Annotated in this window: 18 protein-coding genes and 3 pseudogenes; 12 read left to right on the forward strand and 9 right to left on the reverse strand. The window is 69.7% G+C overall.

Features of this window, described 5'->3' with window-relative positions; translation table 11 throughout:
* The first annotated feature begins 2 nt into the window (after positions 1 to 2).
* From GL259_RS01500 to GL259_RS37925, 6 genes are all read left to right on the forward strand, one after another.
* Positions 3 to 671, forward strand: coding sequence for a potassium-transporting ATPase subunit C (locus GL259_RS01500; RefSeq protein WP_159528538.1), 669 nt, complete (start codon positions 3 to 5; stop codon positions 669 to 671).
* Between the two features lie 134 nt (positions 672 to 805).
* The gene (locus GL259_RS01505) at positions 806 to 1489 is read left to right on the forward strand and encodes a response regulator transcription factor (RefSeq protein WP_159528540.1); all 684 of its coding nucleotides are present in this window, start codon (positions 806 to 808) and stop codon (positions 1487 to 1489) included.
* 12 nt (positions 1490 to 1501) lie between these two features.
* A complete protein-coding gene (locus GL259_RS01510; protein WP_159528542.1) occupies positions 1502 to 4042 on the forward strand; it encodes a DUF4118 domain-containing protein in 2541 nt (846 codons plus the stop codon).
* 1475 nt (positions 4043 to 5517) lie between these two features.
* A complete protein-coding gene (locus GL259_RS01520) occupies positions 5518 to 7509 on the forward strand; it encodes an amino acid transporter (RefSeq protein WP_159528544.1) in 1992 nt (663 codons plus the stop codon).
* An 82-nt stretch (positions 7510 to 7591) separates the two neighbouring features.
* Positions 7592 to 8311: an IS6 family transposase gene (locus GL259_RS01525; RefSeq protein WP_159528546.1), complete on the forward strand. Its 720-nt coding sequence runs from the start codon at positions 7592 to 7594 to the stop codon at positions 8309 to 8311.
* A gap of 67 nt (positions 8312 to 8378) precedes the next feature.
* Positions 8379 to 8564: an excalibur calcium-binding domain-containing protein gene (locus GL259_RS37925; RefSeq protein ID WP_243762182.1), complete on the forward strand. Its 186-nt coding sequence runs from the start codon at positions 8379 to 8381 to the stop codon at positions 8562 to 8564.
* Between the two features lie 113 nt (positions 8565 to 8677).
* Here the strand turns inward: GL259_RS37925 and GL259_RS01535 are convergent, their stop codons facing one another.
* Positions 8678 to 9112, reverse strand: a complete 435-nt coding sequence (locus GL259_RS01535; RefSeq protein WP_159528548.1) for a chromate resistance protein ChrB domain-containing protein — start codon at positions 9110 to 9112, stop codon at positions 8678 to 8680.
* Positions 9109 to 9603 carry a Chromate resistance protein ChrB gene (locus GL259_RS01540; protein ID WP_208026397.1) on the reverse strand — a complete coding sequence of 165 codons (495 nt, stop codon included), beginning with the start codon at positions 9601 to 9603 and terminating at the stop codon, positions 9109 to 9111. The genes GL259_RS01535 and GL259_RS01540 overlap by 4 nt, the downstream gene beginning before the upstream one ends.
* Before the next feature lie 208 nt (positions 9604 to 9811).
* Between GL259_RS01540 and chrA the strand changes: the two genes are divergently transcribed.
* Entirely contained in the window at positions 9812 to 11224 is a 1413-nt protein-coding gene (gene chrA / locus GL259_RS01545) for a chromate efflux transporter (protein WP_159528550.1), read from the forward strand.
* A gap of 229 nt (positions 11225 to 11453) precedes the next feature.
* Here chrA and GL259_RS38255 read toward each other — a convergent pair whose 3' ends face one another.
* From GL259_RS38255 to GL259_RS01565, 4 genes and pseudogenes are all read right to left on the reverse strand, one after another.
* Complete coding sequence (locus GL259_RS38255; RefSeq protein WP_243762183.1) at positions 11454 to 11684, reverse strand: hypothetical protein; 231 nt, start codon at positions 11682 to 11684, stop codon at positions 11454 to 11456.
* A gap of 115 nt (positions 11685 to 11799) precedes the next feature.
* A pseudogene (locus GL259_RS38260) lies at positions 11800 to 12081 on the reverse strand (IS5/IS1182 family transposase); the annotation flags it as partial.
* Between the two features lie 299 nt (positions 12082 to 12380).
* Positions 12381 to 12932, reverse strand: coding sequence for a recombinase family protein (locus GL259_RS38265; RefSeq protein ID WP_243762184.1), 552 nt, complete (start codon positions 12930 to 12932; stop codon positions 12381 to 12383).
* Positions 12933 to 13238: 306 nt separating this feature from the next.
* Positions 13239 to 13886: a TetR/AcrR family transcriptional regulator gene (locus GL259_RS01565; RefSeq protein WP_208026398.1), complete on the reverse strand. Its 648-nt coding sequence runs from the start codon at positions 13884 to 13886 to the stop codon at positions 13239 to 13241.
* Between the two features lie 51 nt (positions 13887 to 13937).
* Between GL259_RS01565 and GL259_RS01570 the strand changes: the two genes are divergently transcribed.
* Entirely contained in the window at positions 13938 to 14858 is a 921-nt protein-coding gene (locus GL259_RS01570) for an SDR family NAD(P)-dependent oxidoreductase (RefSeq protein ID WP_159528555.1), read from the forward strand.
* A 120-nt stretch (positions 14859 to 14978) separates the two neighbouring features.
* Here the strand turns inward: GL259_RS01570 and GL259_RS01575 are convergent.
* Positions 14979 to 15485: pseudogene (locus GL259_RS01575) on the reverse strand (Tn3 family transposase); the annotation flags it as partial.
* A gap of 78 nt (positions 15486 to 15563) precedes the next feature.
* Here GL259_RS01575 and GL259_RS01580 point away from each other — a divergent pair.
* Positions 15564 to 15671, forward strand: coding sequence for a DUF4259 domain-containing protein (locus GL259_RS01580; RefSeq protein WP_159528557.1), 108 nt, complete (start codon positions 15564 to 15566; stop codon positions 15669 to 15671).
* Positions 15672 to 16238: 567 nt separating this feature from the next.
* Here GL259_RS01580 and GL259_RS37930 read toward each other — a convergent pair.
* Together GL259_RS37930 and GL259_RS01585 are read right to left on the reverse strand one after the other, a co-directional pair.
* Positions 16239 to 16382, reverse strand: a pseudogene (locus tag GL259_RS37930) (IS5/IS1182 family transposase); the annotation flags it as partial.
* A 174-nt stretch (positions 16383 to 16556) separates the two neighbouring features.
* A complete protein-coding gene (locus tag GL259_RS01585; RefSeq protein ID WP_159528559.1) occupies positions 16557 to 17498 on the reverse strand; it encodes an AraC family transcriptional regulator in 942 nt (313 codons plus the stop codon).
* A 90-nt stretch (positions 17499 to 17588) separates the two neighbouring features.
* Here GL259_RS01585 and GL259_RS01590 point away from each other — a divergent pair, with 90 nt between their 5' ends.
* The 3 genes from GL259_RS01590 to GL259_RS01600 all read left to right on the forward strand — a co-directional run bounded on the left by GL259_RS01590 (position 17589) and on the right by GL259_RS01600 (position 19897).
* Entirely contained in the window at positions 17589 to 18425 is an 837-nt protein-coding gene (locus tag GL259_RS01590) for an NAD(P)H-binding protein (RefSeq protein ID WP_159528561.1), read from the forward strand.
* 113 nt (positions 18426 to 18538) lie between these two features.
* Entirely contained in the window at positions 18539 to 19138 is a 600-nt protein-coding gene (locus GL259_RS01595) for an NAD(P)H-dependent oxidoreductase (protein WP_159528563.1), read from the forward strand.
* A 312-nt stretch (positions 19139 to 19450) separates the two neighbouring features.
* Positions 19451 to 19897, forward strand: a complete 447-nt coding sequence (locus tag GL259_RS01600; RefSeq protein ID WP_243762185.1) for a transposase family protein — start codon at positions 19451 to 19453, stop codon at positions 19895 to 19897.
* Positions 19898 to 20169 lie beyond the last annotated feature (272 nt).

Genomic DNA, 20169 nt, shown 5'->3' on the forward strand with positions numbered 1-20169 from the left:
TCATGAACAACTCAGTGGCCAACACCGCCCGGCTGCTCGGGGCGGGCCTGCGCGCCCTCCTCGCGCTGACCCTGGTGACCGGCGTCCTCTACCCGCTGGTCGTCACCGGCATTGCCCAGGGGCTGTTCAGCGGCAAGGCGAACGGCTCCGAGATCGAGGCGGACGGCAGGGTCGTCGGCTCCTCCCTGATCGGGCAGTCCTACAACCTGCCGCTCGAGGAGGGTCAGGAGACCGCCGCGCCTGACCTGAAATGGTTTCAGGGCCGCCCGCAGAACGGTCTCGGCACCAACAGCGCCAACACCCGGTACCAGCTCATCCTGTCCGGCGCGACCAACCGGTCCGGCGACAACGAAGACCTCGTCCAGTGGGTGAAGGACGCCAAGGCCGCCGTGGTCAAGGACAATTCGGTGGCGGGTTGCACGGTCAAGCCGTCCGAGGTGCCGGCCGACGCTGTCACCTCCTCCGGCTCCGGCCTTGATCCGCACATCTCCCCGGAGTACGCGAAGATTCAGGTCCACCGGGTCGCCGAGAAGAACGGCCTGCCCGTCGCCGAGGTCCACAAGCTGGTCGACGACCACACCGAGGGCCGCACCCTCGGCTTCATCGGTGAGCCCCGGGTGAACGTGCTCAGGCTCAACATCGCGCTCAAGGAACTCGTGGCGAGGAGCTGATGGCGTCACGTGTTCTCGGTGGGAGCCGGCGGCCAGCAGCAGTGCCCGGATCCGTCGGCTCCCGTCGCCATGACGTCGGTCGCTCAACTGCCGACGCGCACGGCCCGACGTACGACAGGGGAGGCAGCACACCCATGACCCGGGTACTCATAGTGGAGGACGACCGGCAGCTCGTTCGGGCCCTCGTGATCAACTTGCAGGCACGTCGCTACGGCGTGGACGCCGCTCCCGACGGAGCCACGGCCCTGCGGCTCGCCGCCGATCGTCAGCCCGACGTCGTCCTGCTGGATCTCGGTCTGCCCGACATGGACGGCGTCGACGTCATCAAGGAGCTGCGGAGCTGGACCCGGGTGCCGATCCTGGTCCTGTCCGCCCGGCAGTCGTCCGGCGAGAAGGTCGCCGCCCTCGACGTGGGCGCCGACGACTACATCACCAAGCCGTTCAGCATGAACGAGCTGTTGGTCCGACTACGGGCCGCCGTCCGCCGTACTGAGAGCACCGCGATCGTCCCGCAGATGACACTGGTCGAGACGGAGGACTTCAGCATCGACCTGCTGGCCAAGAGGGTGGTACGGGGCGGGCGGGATGTGCGGCTGACCCCGACCGAGTGGCACCTGCTGGAGATCCTGGCGACCAGTCCTGGCCGGCTGGTCACGCAGAAGCACCTGCTGGCGGAAGTCTGGGGCATCTCACAGAGCAGCAAGACCAACTACTTGCGTGTCTACATGGCTCAGCTGCGCCGCAAACTGGAGAAGGACCCCTCCCACCCGCGTTACCTGATCACCGAGCCCGGCATGGGCTACCGCTTCGAAAGCTGACCGAGGGACGACATGACACGCGGCAAGCTCCGGATCTACCTCGGTGCAGCACCCGGCGTCGGCAAGACGTACGCGATGCTGTCAGAGGCCCACCGCCGTATTGAGCGGGGCACCGACTGCGTGGTCGCCTTCGTCGAGCACCACGACCGGCCGCGCACCGAGGTGATGCTGCACGGCCTGGAACAGGTGCGGCGCAGAGAGATCGAATACCGGGGCGGCACCTTCACCGAGATGGACGTGGACGCTGTCCTGCGTCGCGCCCCCACGGTCGCCCTGGTCGACGAGCTGGCCCATACCAACGTGCCCGGCTCGCGCACTACCAAGCGCTGGCAGGACGTGGAGGAACTGCTCGCCGTCGGCATCGACGTGGTCTCGACCGTCAACATCCAGCACCTGGAGTCGCTGGGCGACGTGGTCGAGTCGATCACCGGGGTACGGCAGCGCGAGACCGTCCCCGACGAGGTCGTACGGCGTGCCGACCAGATAGAGCTGGTCGACATGTCGCCGGAGGCACTGCGCCGCCGCATGGCGCACGGCAACATCTACAAGCCCGAGAAGGTCGACGCGGCCCTGTCCAACTACTTCCGTCCCGGCAACCTCACCGCCCTGCGTGAGCTGGCGCTGCTGTGGGTGGCCGACCGGGTCGACGCCTATCTGACCGAGTACCGCAGCACGCACCGGGTGACGACGATCTGGGGCTCGCGGGAGCGGATCGTGGTCGGGCTGACCGGCGGCCCGGAGGGGCGCACCCTGATCCGGCGTGCGGCGAGGCTGGCGGAGAAGGGCGCGGGCGGTGAGGTCATGGCCGTCTACATCTCCCGCAGTGACGGCCTGACCTCCGCCTCCCCGAAGGAGCTGGCCGTCCAGCGCACCCTGGTCGAGGACCTGGGCGGTACCTTCCACCACGTCGTCGGCGACGACATACCGGCCGCTCTGCTCGACTTCGCCCGGGGAGTGAACGCCACCCAGATCGTTCTCGGTGTCTCCCGGCGCAGCAGCTGGCAGTACGTCTTTGGGCCGGGTGTCGGCGCCACTGTGGCCCGCGAGTCCGGTCCCGACCTCGACGTCCACCTCATCACGCACAACGAGGCGGGCAAGGGCCGCGGACTGCCGGTGGCACGCGGGGCACGCCTCGGACGTTCCCGGGTGATCAGCGGCTGGCTGGCGGGGGTGCTCGGCCCCGTCCTGCTCACCTGGCTCCTCACCCGTGCGGCGCCGGACGTCGGCCTCGCCAACGACATGCTGCTGCTCCTGACACTGACGGTGGCGGCGGCCCTGCTGGGCGGGCTCCTCCCGGCGCTGGCCTCCGCAGTGCTCGGTTCTCTGCTGCTGAACTGGTTCTTCACCCCGCCCGTCCATACTCTGACGATCGCCGACCCGAAGAACATCGTCGCCATCGTGGTCTTCATCGGAGTCGCCGTGTCGGTGGCCTCGGTGGTGGACCTCGCGGCCCGGCGCACCCACCAGGCAGCCCGACTGCGCGCCGAGTCCGAGATCCTCTCCTTTCTGGCGGGCAACGTCCTGCGCGGCGAGACCGGCTTGGAGGCCCTTCTGGAGCGGGTGCGCGAGACCTTCGGCATGGAGTCGGTGGCGCTGCTGGAGCGGTCCGGCGAGACGGATCCCTGGACCTGCGCCGGGAGCGTAGGACCCCGGCCCGCCGAGATCCCGGAGGACGCGGACGTCGACGTCCCCGTCGGCGACAACATGGCCCTGTCCCTGCGCGGCAGGGTGCTGCCGGCCGCCGACCGCCGCGTGCTGGCCGCGTTCGCCGCGCAGGCCGCCGTCGTCCTGGACCGCCAACGCCTGCAGCGCGAGGCCGACCGGGCCAAGGAACTGGCCGAGGGCAACCGCATACGGACCGCGCTGCTCGCCGCCGTCAGCCACGACCTGCGCACCCCGCTCGCCGGCATCAAGGCCGCCGTCTCCTCGCTCCGCTCCGACGACGTCGAGTGGTCCGAAGAAGACCAGGCGGAGCTGCTGGAGGCCATCGAGGAAGGCGCCGACCGGCTCGACCACCTGGTCGGCAACCTGCTGGACATGTCCCGTCTGCAGACCGGCACCGTCACCCCCATCATCCGCGAGTCCGACCTTGACGAGGTCGTGCCCATGGCGCTCGGTGGAGTTCCCGAGGACAGCGTCGACCTGGACATCCCGGAGACACTGCCCATGATCCACGTCGACCGGGGGCTGCTGGAGCGAGCCGTCGCCAACATCGTCGAGAACGCCGTCAAGTACAGCCCGCCGGATGAGAAGGTCATGGTCTCCGCGAGCTCCATCGCCGACCGGGTCGAGATACGGGTCGTCGACCGCGGGCCCGGGGTCCCGGACGAGGCCAAGGGCCGTATCTTCGAGCCGTTCCAGCGGTACGGCGACTCGCCCCGCGGTGCCGGCGTCGGCCTCGGTCTCGCCGTCGCACGCGGCTTCGCCGAAGCCATCGGCGGCACGCTCGACGCCGAGGACACACCCGGCGGCGGCCTGACCATGGTGCTCGCCGTACGGGCGGCACCGCAGCGGCACGAGGAGCAGCCGGACCTGTCGACGGCGGCGACCTGAAGAGCTCAGGTTTCGAACGGCACGTCCCTGAGCTCTTTGCACACATGCCCGGTGCTCAGCGCCGGGCGTTACGGCGGCGCACGGCTGCCGGCTCGCACTCCAGCGGGGACGGCGGTACCGCGAGGACAGAACAGGCGGCCCGGGCGAGGCAGTGGCGGCCGACCGGCGGCCACAGCACGCGGTGCACACGGCCACGTCGTCCGGCGCCGATCACGAGGAGGACATTTTCCCGGCCGGCGATCTGCAGCAGCGCCCGTCCCGGGGCGCCCCGGGACGGCCGCCTGCCCGGGCAGCCCGGTGCCGCCGCTGCCAAACACGTCACGCAGGGCCTGGAGCAGTCTCTACCGCGCCAGCCGTTCCCACTCGTCGACCATGACCGCCGGGACCGGAGACCGGCACGCGGAAAAGTCCCCGCCGGGCGACTCCTGGGCCGGCACCGGCCGGAGTTGCCCCGCGGCGCCCGGCCTTCTCCGCGGCCTGGCGCAAGGCACTGAGGCTGCCCGGCGAGCCGCTCACCCCCACCACGACGCGAGCGGCCGAGGGTACGTCGGACTGGGACATCTCTTCACCGTTCTTCTCACGCCACTGGTCCGTGGTACCGCAACCGGCAACGACGGATGACTCGTCATCGCCTGGTGCACAGGCCTGACCGCGCTCGGTTACCGCTGGTCGTCGACGCAGTTCAACCGCGACCTGGAGTACGAGAGTGCACCAGGCTGCCTCCCGCAACTCATCCCGCTCCAAGGCGGCGTACCCCGACACCGCGTCGGCGTACGCTGTCCGGTCGGTGTTCTCGCCCGCCAAATCGGGGGTGCGACCGTCACCGGCTGGAACATCCCCGTCCACTGCTGCATCCGCAGCGGTGAGTCGTTCGGCGCGCCGCACGCTGTCCGCACACGGCAGGGGCGTTAAGAAAACGACATGATTTCCGTCGGTACTCGTCGTGCGCGCAAGCCGGCGGGAACCTCCTCATATGGCTGATTCCTGGGGTCCGGACCGCGGTGCACGCCGGGTCATGTACGCGCTCGCGGGGGTCGGCGTATGCCTGATCACCCTGGGGGCGATTCTTAACAACCTGTGGCTCCTCGGTACCGGAGCGTGGTCCTTTATGGGTGCCGCCGGGCTTGAAATTTTCCGACGTCCCTAGGCACGTACGGCGCAACAGCCCAGCTGACCATGCATTTTGGCCCCACGACAAGACGTCCCGTACGCGATGCCCTCTGCCGCGGACTGCTGCGGTCTCCCGGTACGGCTGTCGCGTGAACGGGGCGAGGCCGGGGCTTTCCGACGCCTCGCGGTGCTGTGGAATCACCCCCCGCCGAACGGGCGCGGCACCTCCGCATGGTGTACCCGCGGGGGCACGGCGAGCACGGCGGAGCCGGGCAACGGGTGCTGCCGGAAAGCCGCATACTCGGTGATCGCGTTGCCGCGAGGGCGGTGACGGCGAGGCCTGCGGGCAGGAGCGAGGAAAGCCGATGGGAGACATGAAAGACGCGAACGACCCGGTCGTGCCCGAGGTGGTGGACAGCCCGGCTCTCAGGCCGCAGCCGACCGGGCGGCTGGCGCGCTGGATGCTGCGCCACCAGGTACAGCCCGTCGGGCCGGCGGCCGGCGAGGCACACGCAGAGCCGCACGCCTGGTGGAAGGTGATGTGCCTGACCGGAGTCGACTACTTCTCCAGCCTCGCCTATGTTCCGGCCATCGCCGCGCTCGCCGCCGGTGCGGTTTCCCCCCTGGCGACGCTGCTGATCGTGGCGCTGACCCTGCTCGGGATGCTGCCGATGTACCGGCGGGTTGCCAAGGAGAGCCCTCACGGTGCCGGATCGGTGGCGATGCTGGAGGACCTGCTGCCGTTCTGGTGGGGCAAGCTGTTCGTCCTGGTCCTGCTCGGCTTCGTCGCCACATCGTGGATCATCACCATCACCCTGTCGACCGCGGACGCCTCCGTCCATGTGGTGGAGAACCCCTTCTTCCCCGAGGCCCTGCACGGCCACGAGGTCGCCCTCACCGTGGCACTGCTGCTGGTCCTCGGGGGTGTGTTCCTGCTCGGCTTCAGCGAAGCCGTCAGTGTCGCCATCCCCCTGGTCGCGGTCTTCCTGATGCTCAACGCGGTCGTCATCGCCGTCGGCCTGGCCCACGTCATCACCACCCCCGGCGCCTTCTCCGCGTGGACGGACGCGCTCGTCGAGGGCGGCGGCGGCTTCGGCGACCTGATGACGCCGGCGCTCCTGGCGTTCCCGCTGCTCGTGCTGGGCCTGTCCGGCTTCGAGACCGGCGTGAGCATGATGCCCCTGGTCTCCGCCGCCGGTGCCGACGACGAGGAACGGCTGCGCTCACGCATCCGCAACACCCGCATGTTGCTGACCACCGCCGCCCTCATCATGAGCGTCTACCTGCTGGCCTCCAGCTTCGTCACCACCGTCCTCATCCCCGAGGACGAGTTCCAGCCCGGTGGCGCGGCCAACGGCCGGGCCCTGGCGTGGCTCGCCCACGAGCACGTGGGGGAGGCGTTCGGCACGGTCTACGACATCAGCACCATCCTGATCCTGTGGTTCGCCGGCGCGTCCGCCATGGCGGGGCTGATCAACATCGTGCCCCGCTATCTGCCCGACTACGGCATGGCCCCCGAATGGGGACGCGCGGTGCGGCCCGTGGTGCTCGTCTACACCGCCCTGTGCATCCTCATCACCATCGCCTTCGACGCCGACGTCGACGCCCAGGCCGGCGCGTACGCCACCGGCATCCTGGCCATGATGGTCTCCGGCGCCTTCGCCGTCACCGTCTCCGTGGCACGCAGCGGCCGCCGGGCGATCGCCGCCGGATTCACGCTGCTCACCCTGGTACTGCTCTACGCCCTGATCTACAACATCGTCGACAAGCCCGACGGCATCACCATCTCCGGCTTCTTCATCGCCGGCATCATCATCGTCTCGCTGATCTCCCGCGTGTCCCGCACCACGGAGCTGCGCGCCGACCGCATCGTCTTCGACGAGACCGCCCGCCGGTTCGTCACCCGCACCCTGGCCCACGACAACGCCATCAACATCATCGCCAACCGCCGCCAGGCCGGCGACAGCGCCGAATACCGCGACAAGGAACGAGAACAACGCGGCGCCAACCCGGTCCCCGGGCCGGCCGACGTGCTGTTCCTGGAGATCGACGTAGTCGACCCCTCCGATTTCAGCGAAGTCCTCACCGTCCACGGCGTCGAGGTCGACGGGCACCGGATCCTGCGTGCCGAGGCCCCGGCCGCTCCGAACGCCATCGCCGCGATCCTTCTCGCCCTGCGCGACACCACCGGCACCCAGCCGCACTGCTACTTCGCCTGGGCCGAGGGAAGCCCCATAAAGCACATGTTCCGCTACTTCCTCCTCGGCCGCGGCGACACCGCCCCCGTCACCCGCGAGATCATCCGCAAACACGAACCCGACCCCAGCCGCCGGCCCGGCATCCACGTCGGCGGCTGACCAGGACACCAGAGGGCGTTGTCACGTTGGCTGACCGGCCTGGGATGATCTTGGAGTTGGTTGTGCCGGGGAGGGTTCGCTCGTGTCGTCCGCGTCGCCGTCGTACAAGGGGCACCGGTACCCGGTCGAGGTGATCGCGCACTGCGTGTGGCTGTACTTCCGTTTCCCGCTCAGCTTCCGCGAGGCCGAGGAGCTCATGCTCGAGCGCGGTGTGCCCGTCTCCCACGAGACGGTCCGGCGCTGGTGCGTGAAGTTCGGGCGGATCTACGCGAGCGGCCTGCGCCGCCGGCGGCCCCGGCCGGGCGACAAGTGGCACCTGGACGAGGTCTTCGTGAGGATCAACGGTGAGTTGAAGTACCTGTGGCGGGCCGTCGACGCCGACGGCGCCGTCCTCGACGTCCTCGTGCAGAACCGGCGGGACAAGGCCGCGGCCCGGTGTTTCCTCCGCCGCCTGCTGAAGGCGACCCGCACGGTGCCCCGGGTGATCGTCACCGACAAGCTGCGCTCCTACCGAGCGGCCCACCGCGAGGTCATGCCCTCGGTCGAGCACCGCTCGCACAAGGGCCTGAACAACCGGGCCGAGAACAGCCACCAGCCCACCCGGCAGCGCGAACGCGCCATGAAAGGCTTCCGTGGCATCGGCGGAACCCAGCGGTTCTGGCCGCGTTCAGCGGCATCTCACCCTCACTTCCGGCCCCGCCGCCACCTGATGACCGCCCCCGACTACCGCGCCGAGACGACCATCCGCTTCGCCATCTGGGACCAGATCACCGGCGCCGCCGGCCAGCCCGCCAAGGCCTGAGCACCGGCCCGGACCCCGGCCCCTACCACGCCCCGACGCGCCGCCAGAGACCCACGCGCCCAATAATGTGACAGCGCCCGCCAGCGGATCCGGCGGCGGGTACAGCAGCGGCAATGACGACGGCGGCGGCCGCGTCTCTTACCAGAACTGCGACGCCGCCCGCGCCGCCGGTGCCGCACCCGTTCACCGCGGCGAACCCGGGTACGGCTCCCTTCTAGACCGTGACGGCGACGGCACCGGCTGCGACAGCTGATACGCAGCAAGCCCGTCGGCATGCCGCTCCCGCTGACCCCGACTTCCAGTAGCGACCCCACACCGTCGCGTTGAAGCCATAAGGGAGGTGCTGGATGGGTGGCGGGCCGGCGTTCAGGCGGGCTCGCGGCCCTGAGCGATGGCGCGTCGGTAGTACTCGTAGAGGCCGTCGAAGACCGGGTTGACGACGGCCATGGTGTGGGGGTCGTCGCCGGTCATGGACAACCCCCGCAGAACGACGTCGAGGCCGGGGGCTTCCGGTGTGTGGAAGCGTTCGTCATCGATGTCGGCCTCGTGAACGATGTCCGCGATACGCCGCAGCGCGGGATCGTCGGTCAGCCGGTGCACGCGCAGGATCGTCTCGAAGCTGCAGTCGCCGTGGTGGTGGCCGAGTTCGACGCCACGCATGTCGAAGGGAGTGGCGTCGCCGGGGACGTGGGCGGGGTCAGTGACGAACACGAACTCGGCCGCGGGGTCGATGAAGCGGCCGATCAGCCAGGCGCAGGCGGCGCGGTCGATGTGGATGCCGGCGCGGGTGACCCACTTCATGCGGTGCTCTCTTCCGTGGTGTCGGCGGGGTGCAGGGCGTTGACGGCTTGCTCGGCGGTGTCCCGGTCGGGTGGGGGGAAGTAATCGCGGCGCTGGATGCGCCGCAGTTCGGCGCGCAGCCTGGTCAGCGCGCGCCGCCGTTCGGCGTCGTCCCCCGCGCGGGCGGCTTCGGCCTCGGCGTGCACGTGCTGGTACTCGACGGCGCGGTCCTGCGTCATCGCGTCGATGAGCCGCTGTTCGTCGCCGGCGGCGGCCGGGTGGGCGATCCACACGGTGGCGGCGCCGCCGAAGTCGGTGACCTCCTCGGCGATCCACTCCAGCTGCTCGCGGGTACGGGCATCGGCGGGCAGCGCGATCAGACCGTCGCTGATCTGCGCGACGCCCAGGCGCTTGAGCTTGCGCCACACGGCGATCCGCGGGGTCGAGGGCTCCCGGGGCAGCCGGTAGGAGAGCAGCACCCACTGGCGCTGCTCGGTGTCCGGGCCGCTCACGCGAGGAGTCCCGGGGCCCTGGTCGCGTCCGGCGGCTGCAATGAATTGTTCATGTCCATCCCCCGAGAACCGCCTTCCTCCGACCCGAGGTTTGATGTAACCATGGTTACACAACAATGGGCGGGTGGGTGGCGCGGTCGCGCACGCCCGGACCGTCCGGACCCCGGCCGCCTCATACGGCCTGATCAGGACGAAAAAGGGAGTGCCGGTGACCGCCACCGACCAGCCGCCCAGCCCCCGGGCACGAGCCGACCGCGCCGCCGGTGTCGGCGGGGACGTGATCCCGCTGCGGCAGGCGACCCGCGCCTGGTTCACGATCTCCTGGCAGACCTTTGGCGGCCCCGCCGGGCAGATAGCCGTGATGCAGCGGGCCCTGGTCGAGGACAAACGCTGGGTCGGCCAGCAGCGGTTCAACCACGCCCTGTCCTACTGCATGCTCCTGCCCGGCCCCGAAGCCCAGCAGCTCGCGATCTACACCGGCTGGCTCCTCAACGGCACCCGCGGCGGCCTCATCGCCGGCACTCTCTTCGTCCTCCCGGGTGTCCTCGCCCTGCTCGCCCTGTCCGCCCTGTACGTCGCCTTCGGCTCGACGGCAGCCGTCACCGGCGTCTTCGCCGGACTGGCTCCTGCGGTGGTCGCGATCGTCGCCCAGGCTGTCTCCCGGGTCGCCCAGCGGTCCTTGACCCACCCGCTGCTCATCGCCCTGGCGGCGGCCTCGTTCGCGGCGCTGGCCCTGTTCTCGGTGCCGTTCCCCGCGGTCATCGCCGCCGCGGCCCTCGCCGGCTGGCTCATCGGCCGGTACAAGCCCGATGCGCTCAAGCCCGCAGGCGGCCACGGGAAGGACGGCGGAGCGCCGCCGCTGATCCCCGACGACGCGCTCCACCACGAGCAGCCCAGCCGCCGCCGCACCTGGCGCATCCTCGCGATCGGCCTGCTGCTGTGGGCCGTCCCCGTCGCCGCGGTCGCCCTGCTGACAGGTACCGGCAGCGTGTTCACCACGCAGGGGGTGTTCTTCTCCGGCACCGCGCTGGTCACCTTCGGCGGCGCCTACGCGGTCCTGGCCTACGTCGCCCAGCAGGCCGTGCAGACCTACGGCTGGCTCACGCCGAAGGAGATGGTCAGCGGCCTGGCCCTGGCCGAGACCACCCCGGGGCCGCTGATCATGGTGGTGCAGTTCGTCGCGTTCCTCGGCGCCTACCGCGCCCCCGGCACTCTCGACCCTTGGGCCGCGGCCCTGCTCGGCGCGCTGCTGACCACCTGGGTCACCTTCGTGCCCTGCTTCCTGTTCATCTTCCTCGGCGCCCCCTACATCGAGCGCCTGCGCGGCAACCGGCGCATCTCCGCCGCCCTGACCGGCATCACCGCAGCCGTCGTCGGCGTCATCGCCAACCTCGCCCTCTACTTCGCCGAACACGCCCTCTTCACAGACGTGGACGAGAAGGTCTTCGGGCCGGTGACCCTCGCGCTGCCGGACCTGGGCACGCTGCGTCCCGTGGCCCTCGTGATCACCGTGGTCGCGGCGCTGCTGATCTTCAAAATCCGGTGGAGCGTCCTGCGCACCCTCGGCATCTGCGCGGTCCTCGGGCTGGGCGCCGCTCTGGTGGGGCTGCCCGGTATCTGAATCACGGGCGGACTACTCGCATCCCGCGGCCCGGGCAAGCCCCGGATGACCACGAAGGCCGCCGGGGCCGCTGTCACTTGGCCCTCGTCCCCGACATCTGTCGCAGACTCATCGGCCGACCTTCAGTGAGCCTCCGCCAAATTGAAGGCGCAGGTCAAAGGGCTGGTGTGATCGGTGCTCGAGGTACTCACGCTGGTCGTGGGCGGGAGTCCACGGAGAAGATCGTCCGTCAACGGTTGACTTCGAGGTTCGTCAGGACGAGCAGGGCGCGCAGGAGGCGGGTGGCGCGGGCGGGGTCGGTGCGGAGTTTGGTGAGGGTCCGCCAGTTCTTGAGGTGGGCGGAGTCGTGCTCGACCGGTGCGCGTCCGACGGCGAGGACGCGGTCGGCTTCCTTCTCGCCCAGGGTGAGCTTGTGGGTGCGGCTGGCGGCGTAACCGGTGACGATCACGGGGTCGAGCATGTCGTTGTCCAGGCCGCGGAAGCCGAGGTGCGCGAGCGCCCCCGAGACCGGCGGTGCGCAGGTGGGCCAGGATGTGGTCGTGGCGGGCGGCGGTGTTGTCGTGGGTGCGGCCGGGCCGGGCGGCGGATATCCAGATCAGGCGGCCCTTTTCGTCGGTGAGGGCGAGGAAGTGCAGGCCGTGGCTGCGGTGCTTGCCGGAGTAGTTCCGCCGGTCGGCCTTGCCAGTGCGACGCTGGGGGCGGATGAGGGTGCCGTCGATCAGGACCACCTCCCCACCCTGCTTCGCGACCTTCTTCAAGGCGCGATCCAGGCACGGCGCCTGGGCGGCGAGCAGCCCGATAAGTTCGTCGCGCCAGCGGCGGACGGTGGACTCGGACACATCGTTTCCGCCGGCCATGTCGGCCAGGCGCTGGCCGTGGCGCAGCACGGCCAGGACGGTCACCGCGATCTCCCCCGGCGGCAGGATCCGCCGCCGGTGCCGGATCGCCTTCAGATGGCGCCGCAGCAGGTCGGCGAGGTGGTTGACGGTGCGCGTGGACAGCGGCAGACGGCACTGACGGTCAAGCGGGCAGGTGCCCTCGGCATACTCTTTGGTTTTCGTCACACAACTCCAACGGCCGCCGGGAGCAACGGGGTTACTCGCACCGCACCACTCCGGGCTGCTCTTGACGGGCTCGCCCCGAGGGCCGACGCCAGTCAGCAGGTCCGTGGGGTGTCGCGGTCCTGATCGGCCGAGTGGAACAGTTCGATGACACGTTCCTCGTACCGGACGCGGGCCGGGGAGAAGCCGTACGGCATCTTGCCGATGGCCTCCATCACGCTCATCCTCGCCCCGTCTTCTTCCTCGCCGACGTGCTCATCCTCCTGGTCCAGGAGGCCGTCGAGGGCCTCGTCCAGGCCGGATCCTTCGATGGCGGCTGCCAGGGCGGTCTCGTGATCACATCGCTGGGCGGCCAGGTCTTCGATGCGAGGGTCGTCGGGGGACAGGGTGTCGTCCAGGGCCGCCTCGGCCTCGGCCAGACGGTCCGAGGAAGGCGTGGCACGCCTTTGGCTCGGGGCGGAGCGCGTTCTTGCCGCGGACCTCTTGTCCGCGAAGATCTTGCGGCACCCGGCGGCGGTGAGGGCGTCGAGCTGCCGCTCCAGCTTCTGCCCGCCGGTCGAGACCCGGGCGTATCCGATCTTGATTTCGGTGCGGACGAGCGGCTCGGCGACGAGGAGCTCCGGCTCGGCCGGCTTGAGGGCGGCCATGGCCCCGGATCATGTCAGAAAACGGTGCTCCGGTGTTGTTGAACAACCTAGGTTTTTGAAGGGGTTTTTGAAGACTCTGCGGGGTTCGGGCGGCCTCGCGGGGCGATCTTCAGAAAACGAAGGTTCCTTGGCGAACCGGCAAGTGCTCAGGCGAACCGGAGGATAGTGCGGATGGCTTCCGCAACCGGCAGAGCGAAGGCACCCAGGAGGTGCAGGTTGAGCGAGACGAGAAGGAGAGCATCAGCTCGCCGCGGGTCCTCGCTGTCCTCGCACGGAGCGTCTGCCGTCGAGAGGGCGTGGGCGTGGCTATGTCATTCCGCCGGCGTCCGTGACCATGCGGACGAGGGTGTCGACGAGTTCGTCGGCGGTGGTGTGCCACTTGGCCGTGTCGAGGTGGCCGCTGAGCTCCATGCCCGCGATGCCGTGGGCGCTGGCCAGCAGCAAGGCGCCGTAGTGCCGTGCGTTCCGCTCTCCCGCGAGGGCGGCGACGATGTCCAGGAACTCGTCCTGGAAGCGTTCGGCCGCGCGGTCGGCCACGGCCGGGTCGCCTTCCGGCCCGCATAGCTGGCGCCGGATGCGATCCATCCCGTCACCGAGCTGCCCGGGAAGGTTTGCGCGCCGCCTGAACAACAGCTGGTACAGGTGCGGCTGGTTCCGGCCGACATCGATGAGGGCGCGGAGAGCGCCGCGCAGCTTCTCGGAGGCGGACAGGGCCGGGTCGGTCCGAAGGGCGTGCACCTGGTCGCCGATCCGTCCCCAGCTTTTGGCCGCGACGGCGGTCAGCAGGCTGTCCTTGCCCGTGAAGTGCCGGTACGGCGCTCCCCGGGTCACGCCTGCCCGCGCGCCCACCTCGCGCAAGGTGACCGCTTCGGGGCCGCCGAGGTCGAGGAGCTCGGCGGCCGCGTCGAGCAGAGCGCGGCGGGTGGCGGCGGCGGACTCGGCACGGGTGGTCATGACGCCCATCATACAGTTGACAGCGTCATCTGAACCGGTACCGTACTCAAGGTGACAACGTCATCTGAAACCCAGAAGTTGATCGTCGTAACCGGAGCCTCCACGGGCATGGGCGCGTCAGCCGCCCGCGAACTGGCTCGCCAGGGATTTCACGTCCTGGCCGGCGTGCGACGCGACCGTGACGCCGACGCCATCCGATCGACCGGCATCGAGCCGGTCATCCTCGACATCACCAAGTCCGAGCAGGTGGAGGCACTCGCCGCGCGGGTCGCCGACGACCCGCGCGCGCTGCACGCGCTCGTCAACAACGCCGGCGTCCAGGTGAACGCCCCGGTCGAAGCCCTGCCGATGGCGGAGTGGCGGCGGGTGTTCGAAGTCAACCTCTTCGGCCACGTCGCCGTCACTCAAGCGCTCCTCCCCGCGCTGCTGCGCAGCAAGGGTCGTGTGATCAACATCAGCTCGGTCGGCGGCAAGTTCGCCATGGCCACATACGGCGCGTACGCCGGCGCGAAGTTCGCCCTGGAGGCGGTCAGCGACTCGCTCCGCCGGGAGGTCGCTCCGCTGGGCGTACAGGTGGTCGTGGTCGAGCCAGGCGGCGTCCGCACGGAGATGGCTGCCCGCGGGGTCGAGACGGCGAACCACCTGGCTGCCCAGATGACGCCGGAGCAGGACGAGCGCTACGGCGGCCTGGTCCAGGCGAACAACAAGTTGATGACCTCGGGCACTGCTTCAGGCTTGACCGCCGACGCCGCCGCCCGGGTCATCGCGAGGGCCGTGACGACGCGCAGACCGCGCACCCGCTACACCGCCGGCCGGGATGCCGCCCTGATCATGCGCCTGGGCCCGATGCTGTCCGACCGCACGCTCGACCGCGTCCTCGCCGCCAACCTGCGCCGCCACTACCCGAAGGGAGCCGTTGGCCGACGAGGACTCCACGAACGGCTCCGTCCCCTGTGGTGCGGCCACCGGTGAGCTCACGGTCGACGAACAAGGACTCTCCCGGCGTCAAGCCGCGGGCTCGCTGCACGAGCGTCGCACCGCGGCCAGACCACGGGCCACGGCTTTCATACGCAGGGCATCCACATCAGGTTCTCAGGCTTCGTCCTCGTCGTCCTCGACGGCGTCCGGGTCCCGGAAGGGCCGCAGGCCCTGACCGGGACCGCTGGCGGTGATGTTGAAGAGGCAGCGGCCCAGGAAGTTGATGTGCCGGTCCTTGAGCGGGGAGAGGCGGGCGACGTCCTCGTCCTTGATGTCGTGGCCCTCGGCGCGAAGCCGGGCCACGGCGGCGTCCAGGTAGCGGGTGTTCCACAGCACCACCGCATTGAGAACCAGGCCCAAGGCGGCGAGCTGGTCCTCCTGGCCCTCGCGGTACGCCCGGCGGATCTGGCCCCGGCCGCCGTGGCAGATCGCGCGGGCAAGCCGGTGGCGGGACTCCTGGACGGTGAGCTGCCGGTTCATCAGCCGCCGGTAGGTGTCATCGACCGGGTCGACCAGGGCGAGCAGGTGCATGGTCTTGTCGATCCGCCCGTACTCGGCGAACGCCGCCCCCAGCGGCGTCGGGTGCCCTTCGCGGCCGAACATCCGCAGCAGGTCGTAGGCAGTTTCGTTTGGATCAGTCGGTCGTTGGTCCGGTTGTGCCGTTGACTGACGCACAGTGGGCGCGGATCGAGCCGTTAGTTGTCCGAAGACCTTCGAGCACTCGCCGTCGACGCCCTGGAACAAGTGGTCGCTGAGCTGTCTGAACTCGCCGAACTGTGGGGCGAGGCCACGAACGGGCCGAAATGACGCCGAGGCATCACGCGTCTCCGCGATGTTCTCGATCCTCCGACCCCACCCCAAGAAGAAGCCCTCTTCGAGACCTAACAGGTAACCCACAGTCACGGACCACAGAACTTGAGCCAAAGCCGGAACTCGTGAACAAAGCCACTTCCACCTGCCCGCCGGTCACAGGCACCAGCTGGCCCTGCCTGGTGCGGTGCGGTGCGGTGCGGTGCGGCAGGACCATTGCCGCCGTGCGGGTGACGTCGTTCGCGGTGGCCCCTGCCGGGGTGGGCGGGCCGCTATCAACGGCACATGCCCTCCACCGTGTTGCGCGGCCCTGCCGCCGCCGTGCTCGCCGTCCTGCCCCTGGCCGTCTCCCCCACTGCCGCGCACGCGGCGAAGTCCTGCCCCTGGCCGAGGCGGCCACCCGCCTGCCCGCGGGCACGGAGTCCCGCGAGGGCTACAGCCGGGACAGCTTCCGGCACCGGAACACCGGGCTCGACAGGAGAGACCGTTTGGCTACGACGGCGTCGTGGGTGTCGGCTGGCGTCACCATGACGAACAGCAGCAGCCCTTTCATGTCGACGACGAGTAGATGATCGCGGCGAACAGCGTCTCATCAGGGATTTCCTGCGTTCCACCGCCCTGCGGCCGCACCCTCGACGGCGGGATCAACGGCTTAGTGATCTCCCACAACCCGTCCGGAACAATCCAACTCCACGTACCCCGCCCCATGCCGGATTCAACGACGCTTCACCACGTAGGACACGGTCTTAGTCGATGCAACTGCTGTTCATCTGGGTGGGGGTGAACACTCGAGGGCCGGTTGCACCTCTATTTTGCTGACCAGCGGGAGGCCCTGAAGGGGGGCGGACGCCTGGGGACTTGTCATGGGAGTGTACCGGCCGACTACGGGGGTGGAGTCGTTGCGGTGCGCCGGTACGCGCTGGGGCTGATGCCGCGGGCCCGTTTGAACGCCGCGCTGAACGCGAACGCGTCGGAGTAGCCCACGGCGCGGGCGACCTCCGCGACAGTCACCGTCTCGCGCTCGGTCAGCAGGTCCGCCGCGAGCGTCATGCGCCAGTGGGTGAGGTAGGTCAGCGGCGGTTCGCCGACCAGGTCGGTGAACCGCTTCGCCAGCGTGGCCCGCGACACCCCGGTCCGGCCGGCCAGCGAGGCAACCGTCCACGGCGCTGCCGGTTCCCCGTGCAGCAGGCGCAGCGCGGCGCCCACCACCGGGTCGCGCCCGGCGGAGTACCAGCCCGGCGGAGTGCCGCCGGGCCGGTCGAAGTACTCGCGCAGCGCGCACACCAGCATCCAGTCCAGCAGCCGGTCGAGGACGACCTGCTGGCCCGGCGTGTCGGCGGCGACCTCGGCGGCGAGATGGTCCCACACGGGGTCGGGCCCGCCGCTGGACCCCACGCGCAGTACGACGGGCAGCGCGTCCAGTAGCCTGCGACTGATCTCGCCGCGCACCGGATAGGCACCGACGACCAGGGTCGTCGTGTCCTCCCCGCCGGTACCGGCGTCGTGCCAGCCGAGCCGGTACCGGGTCCCACCCTGCTCGGGCGTCGAGCAGAACGCGCCGCACGCAACGGGTTCGGCCCGGGTGCCCACCTCGTCGACGAAGAGGAACGGCGCGGGGCCCCGCACGATCACCGTCTCGCCGGTGCCCAGACGCTCGGGCGGGCGGCGCTCCGGCACGATCCAGCCGCCTCCGGAGAGGACGGTGCACAAGGTCAGCGGCGCGCCGTCCACGAAGTGCAGCGACCAGGGCGGGGTCAGGGTCGAGCTGCCGAACAACGAGCCCTGGGCCCGCACTCCGCGCAGTAGGTCACCGAAAGCATCCACCCGCTAAGGCTAAACGATTCAGACGATCACCCAGGTAATCTGGCTTATCACCCATGGAATCGTCCGGGTGCGTGCCGTTGACTCGCTGTCATGAGCAACGACATCACTCTTGTCCTCGGCGCGACGGGCAACACCGGCCGGCGGGTGGCCGCCCGGTTGCGGCTGCGCGGCACACCCGTGCGCGCCGCCTCCCGTTCCAGTCAGACCCCGTTCGACTGGTTCCACCCCGCAGGCTGGGATCAGGTCCTGCGGGGTGTCACCATCGCCTACGTGGTGCCCCCGCCCGTGCCCGGTCCGGTGCACGACTTCGTGGCGCGGGCCGAGGCCGCCGGTGTGCGGCGCCTGGTCCTGCTCTCCGGTCACGGCGCCGACGATTGGGGCGACTCCGCGTTCGGGCTGGACATGCGCTCGGCCGAGGACGCTGTGCGCGGCTCGGCGCTGGAATGGACCGTCCTGCGTGCCTCGAACTTCGCCCAGAACTTCGACGGGCACCCCTTCCGCGTCCCGCTGGCCGCCGGCGAGCTGGCGCTTCCGGCAGGTGCGGTCCCCGAGCCGTTCATCGACCTCGAGGACGTCGCCGACGTGGCGACCGCGGTGCTGACCGAGCCCGGCCAGCACGCCGGTCGAGTCTATGAGCTGACCGGGCCGCGCGGGCTGACCTGGGCGGAGGCAGTCGAGCTGATTTCCCGGGCGTCCGGGCTGCCCATCGTCTACCGGCGCATTTCCCCGGCCGAGTACACCGCGACGTTAGTTCAGGAGGGTTGGAGCGAGGACGAGGCCCAGCACCTCGCCGAGATGTTCGTGCTGCTTGAGCGCGGGGTCGCCGCCTGGACGACGGACGACGTCGCCACCGTGCTGGGACGCGCGCCGCGGACCTTCGAGGACTTCGTCCTGCGGGCCACGGCAGCGGAAGCCTGGCGGTGCTGAGTCCCGCGGGCCCCGGCCTGGCGTACTGCACTCCGGGAGGCGGAGCACCGCGCGCCCTCCTGCACATCCACACCACTTGTCAACGTCCGTTCTTCACGTAACTGGAGCCATCGATGCATGCCCTGCTGGTCGCCGCCAACCCGGACCCCCGGTCCCTGACGCATTACGTGCTGGGAAGACTTGAGGCAGCGCTTCAACCCGGTTCAGTCGAGATTGCCGACCTGTCCGAGGAGCGGTTCGATCCCCGGTTCACTCCGGCGGATCGTCGGGCGTACCACGAGGGCGGCAACTATCCGGCTGACGTCATGGCTGAGCACCGTCGTCTTGAGCGTGCCACCGATCTCGTGTTGGTCTTCCCCGTGTACTGGTGGTCGATGCCTGCACTGTTGAAGGGGTGGATCGACCGTGTCTTCGTCAACGGCTGGGCCTTCGAGCACTCTCCCGCTTCGGGCCTGCGGCCGAAACTGCAGAACCTCACCACCCATCTTCTGCCCATCGCCGGCGACGACTCCGGTGCGTACGAGCGCCACGGATACGAGAGTGCACTGCGGACGCAGATCGAGCACGGCATCGTCGATTACTGCGGTAGCCGGCGCGGCTCCACAGCGTTCATCTACGAATCCGAACGGCTCTCCCCCGAGACCACGGTGCGAGGTGTTGACCGTGCGGTGCGGATCATCAGTGAAGCCATCCATGCCCGCCTGGCGGGATGAGGCGGGTCATACGCCCTTCTGACCGGTGGGACGCTGCGGGCGAAAGGGACGTCGGAACGCCGAGCCGACCCCGGCTCCAGGCGCGATGACCGTCTCGCCGTAAGGGTGTCACCTGCCACCGCGCGGCACTCCGCCGCCGTTGTGCCCGTGGCGAAGCAGGCCTTCCACTCGGTGCCTCTGAGACATGTCGCTATCTGGAGAAGGACGGGTTCCGGGCGGCCGTCTCCGTCGACGCGGGCCGGGTGGTGCTGCGTTCCAGACGCGGCACGGAGACGGGGCTGGCGTTTTCGGAATCACAGCAGAGGTGCACCCTTGCCCGCCGAGCGAGGGTGCGCCGTCAGCCCGGGGGTGCGGCTGTGGACCCTGGCCGAGGTCATCGACCACCTCTGTGTCGACGGGGAGACCGGGATTATCGACGGCACCGAGATCCCGGTCCGTCGGCCGGCAGCCGGATGCAAGGACCGGGACAGGTTCATCTCTGGCAAGAACAAGCAGAACGCGGTCAAGACCATGGTCGTCACGGACGGGGGCGGCCGCGTGCTCTTCTGCAGCCCCACCAGGCCCGGCAGCTGCGCGGACATCACCCACGCCCGCCAGTTAGGGCTGGTCAAGCTCCTGGCCGGCGGGCCCGCGGCGGAGATCCTCGCCGACGCCGGCTGCCAGGGCCTGGGCGCCCAGACCGGCGGACGGGTGATCACACCACCACACCGCAACTTCAAGAAGAACGCCCCGAAATGGTACGAGGAGATACATAAATGACAGCGCAAAGCGCATTCCTCAGAAGCCGTATCTCAAACAATCTTGGAACCGGCAAATCGAACGGAGTTCCTGGTTGGGTGATCTTCCGTCCCTGCGCGCATGAAGGCAGGGCCCCTTGATAGCCGGGAGGACGAACCGAACCGAGCAGTACCAGGAGGCCCTGTTGTCGCAGTTGTACGCGCCCGAGCCCGTTCACTTGGAACGGCGCTTCGGCGTTCGTGAGTTATCTTCCGACGGCTCCCTGGGTCGCTCAGGGACCGACCGGGTCCGGC

This window comes from Streptomyces sp. Tu 3180 (assembly GCF_009852415.1).
Lineage (GTDB): Bacteria > Actinomycetota > Actinomycetes > Streptomycetales > Streptomycetaceae > Streptomyces.

Coding starts and splice junctions, on each gene's coding strand:
- GL259_RS01590 (WP_159528561.1), top strand. CDS start 17,589: ATGAGCAACGACATCACTCTTGTCCTCGGCGCGACGGGCAACACCGGC.
- GL259_RS01565 (WP_208026398.1), bottom strand. CDS start 13,886: ATGACCACCCGTGCCGAGTCCGCCGCCGCCACCCGCCGCGCTCTGCTC.
- GL259_RS01500 (WP_159528538.1), top strand. CDS start 3: ATGAACAACTCAGTGGCCAACACCGCCCGGCTGCTCGGGGCGGGCCTG.
- GL259_RS01505 (WP_159528540.1), top strand. CDS start 806: ATGACCCGGGTACTCATAGTGGAGGACGACCGGCAGCTCGTTCGGGCC.
- GL259_RS01520 (WP_159528544.1), top strand. CDS start 5,518: ATGGGAGACATGAAAGACGCGAACGACCCGGTCGTGCCCGAGGTGGTG.
- GL259_RS01535 (WP_159528548.1), bottom strand. CDS start 9,112: ATGAAGTGGGTCACCCGCGCCGGCATCCACATCGACCGCGCCGCCTGC.
- GL259_RS38265 (WP_243762184.1), bottom strand. CDS start 12,932: ATGGCCGCCCTCAAGCCGGCCGAGCCGGAGCTCCTCGTCGCCGAGCCG.
- GL259_RS01510 (WP_159528542.1), top strand. CDS start 1,502: ATGACACGCGGCAAGCTCCGGATCTACCTCGGTGCAGCACCCGGCGTC.
- GL259_RS38255 (WP_243762183.1), bottom strand. CDS start 11,684: ATGCTCGACCCCGTGATCGTCACCGGTTACGCCGCCAGCCGCACCCAC.
- GL259_RS01595 (WP_159528563.1), top strand. CDS start 18,539: ATGCATGCCCTGCTGGTCGCCGCCAACCCGGACCCCCGGTCCCTGACG.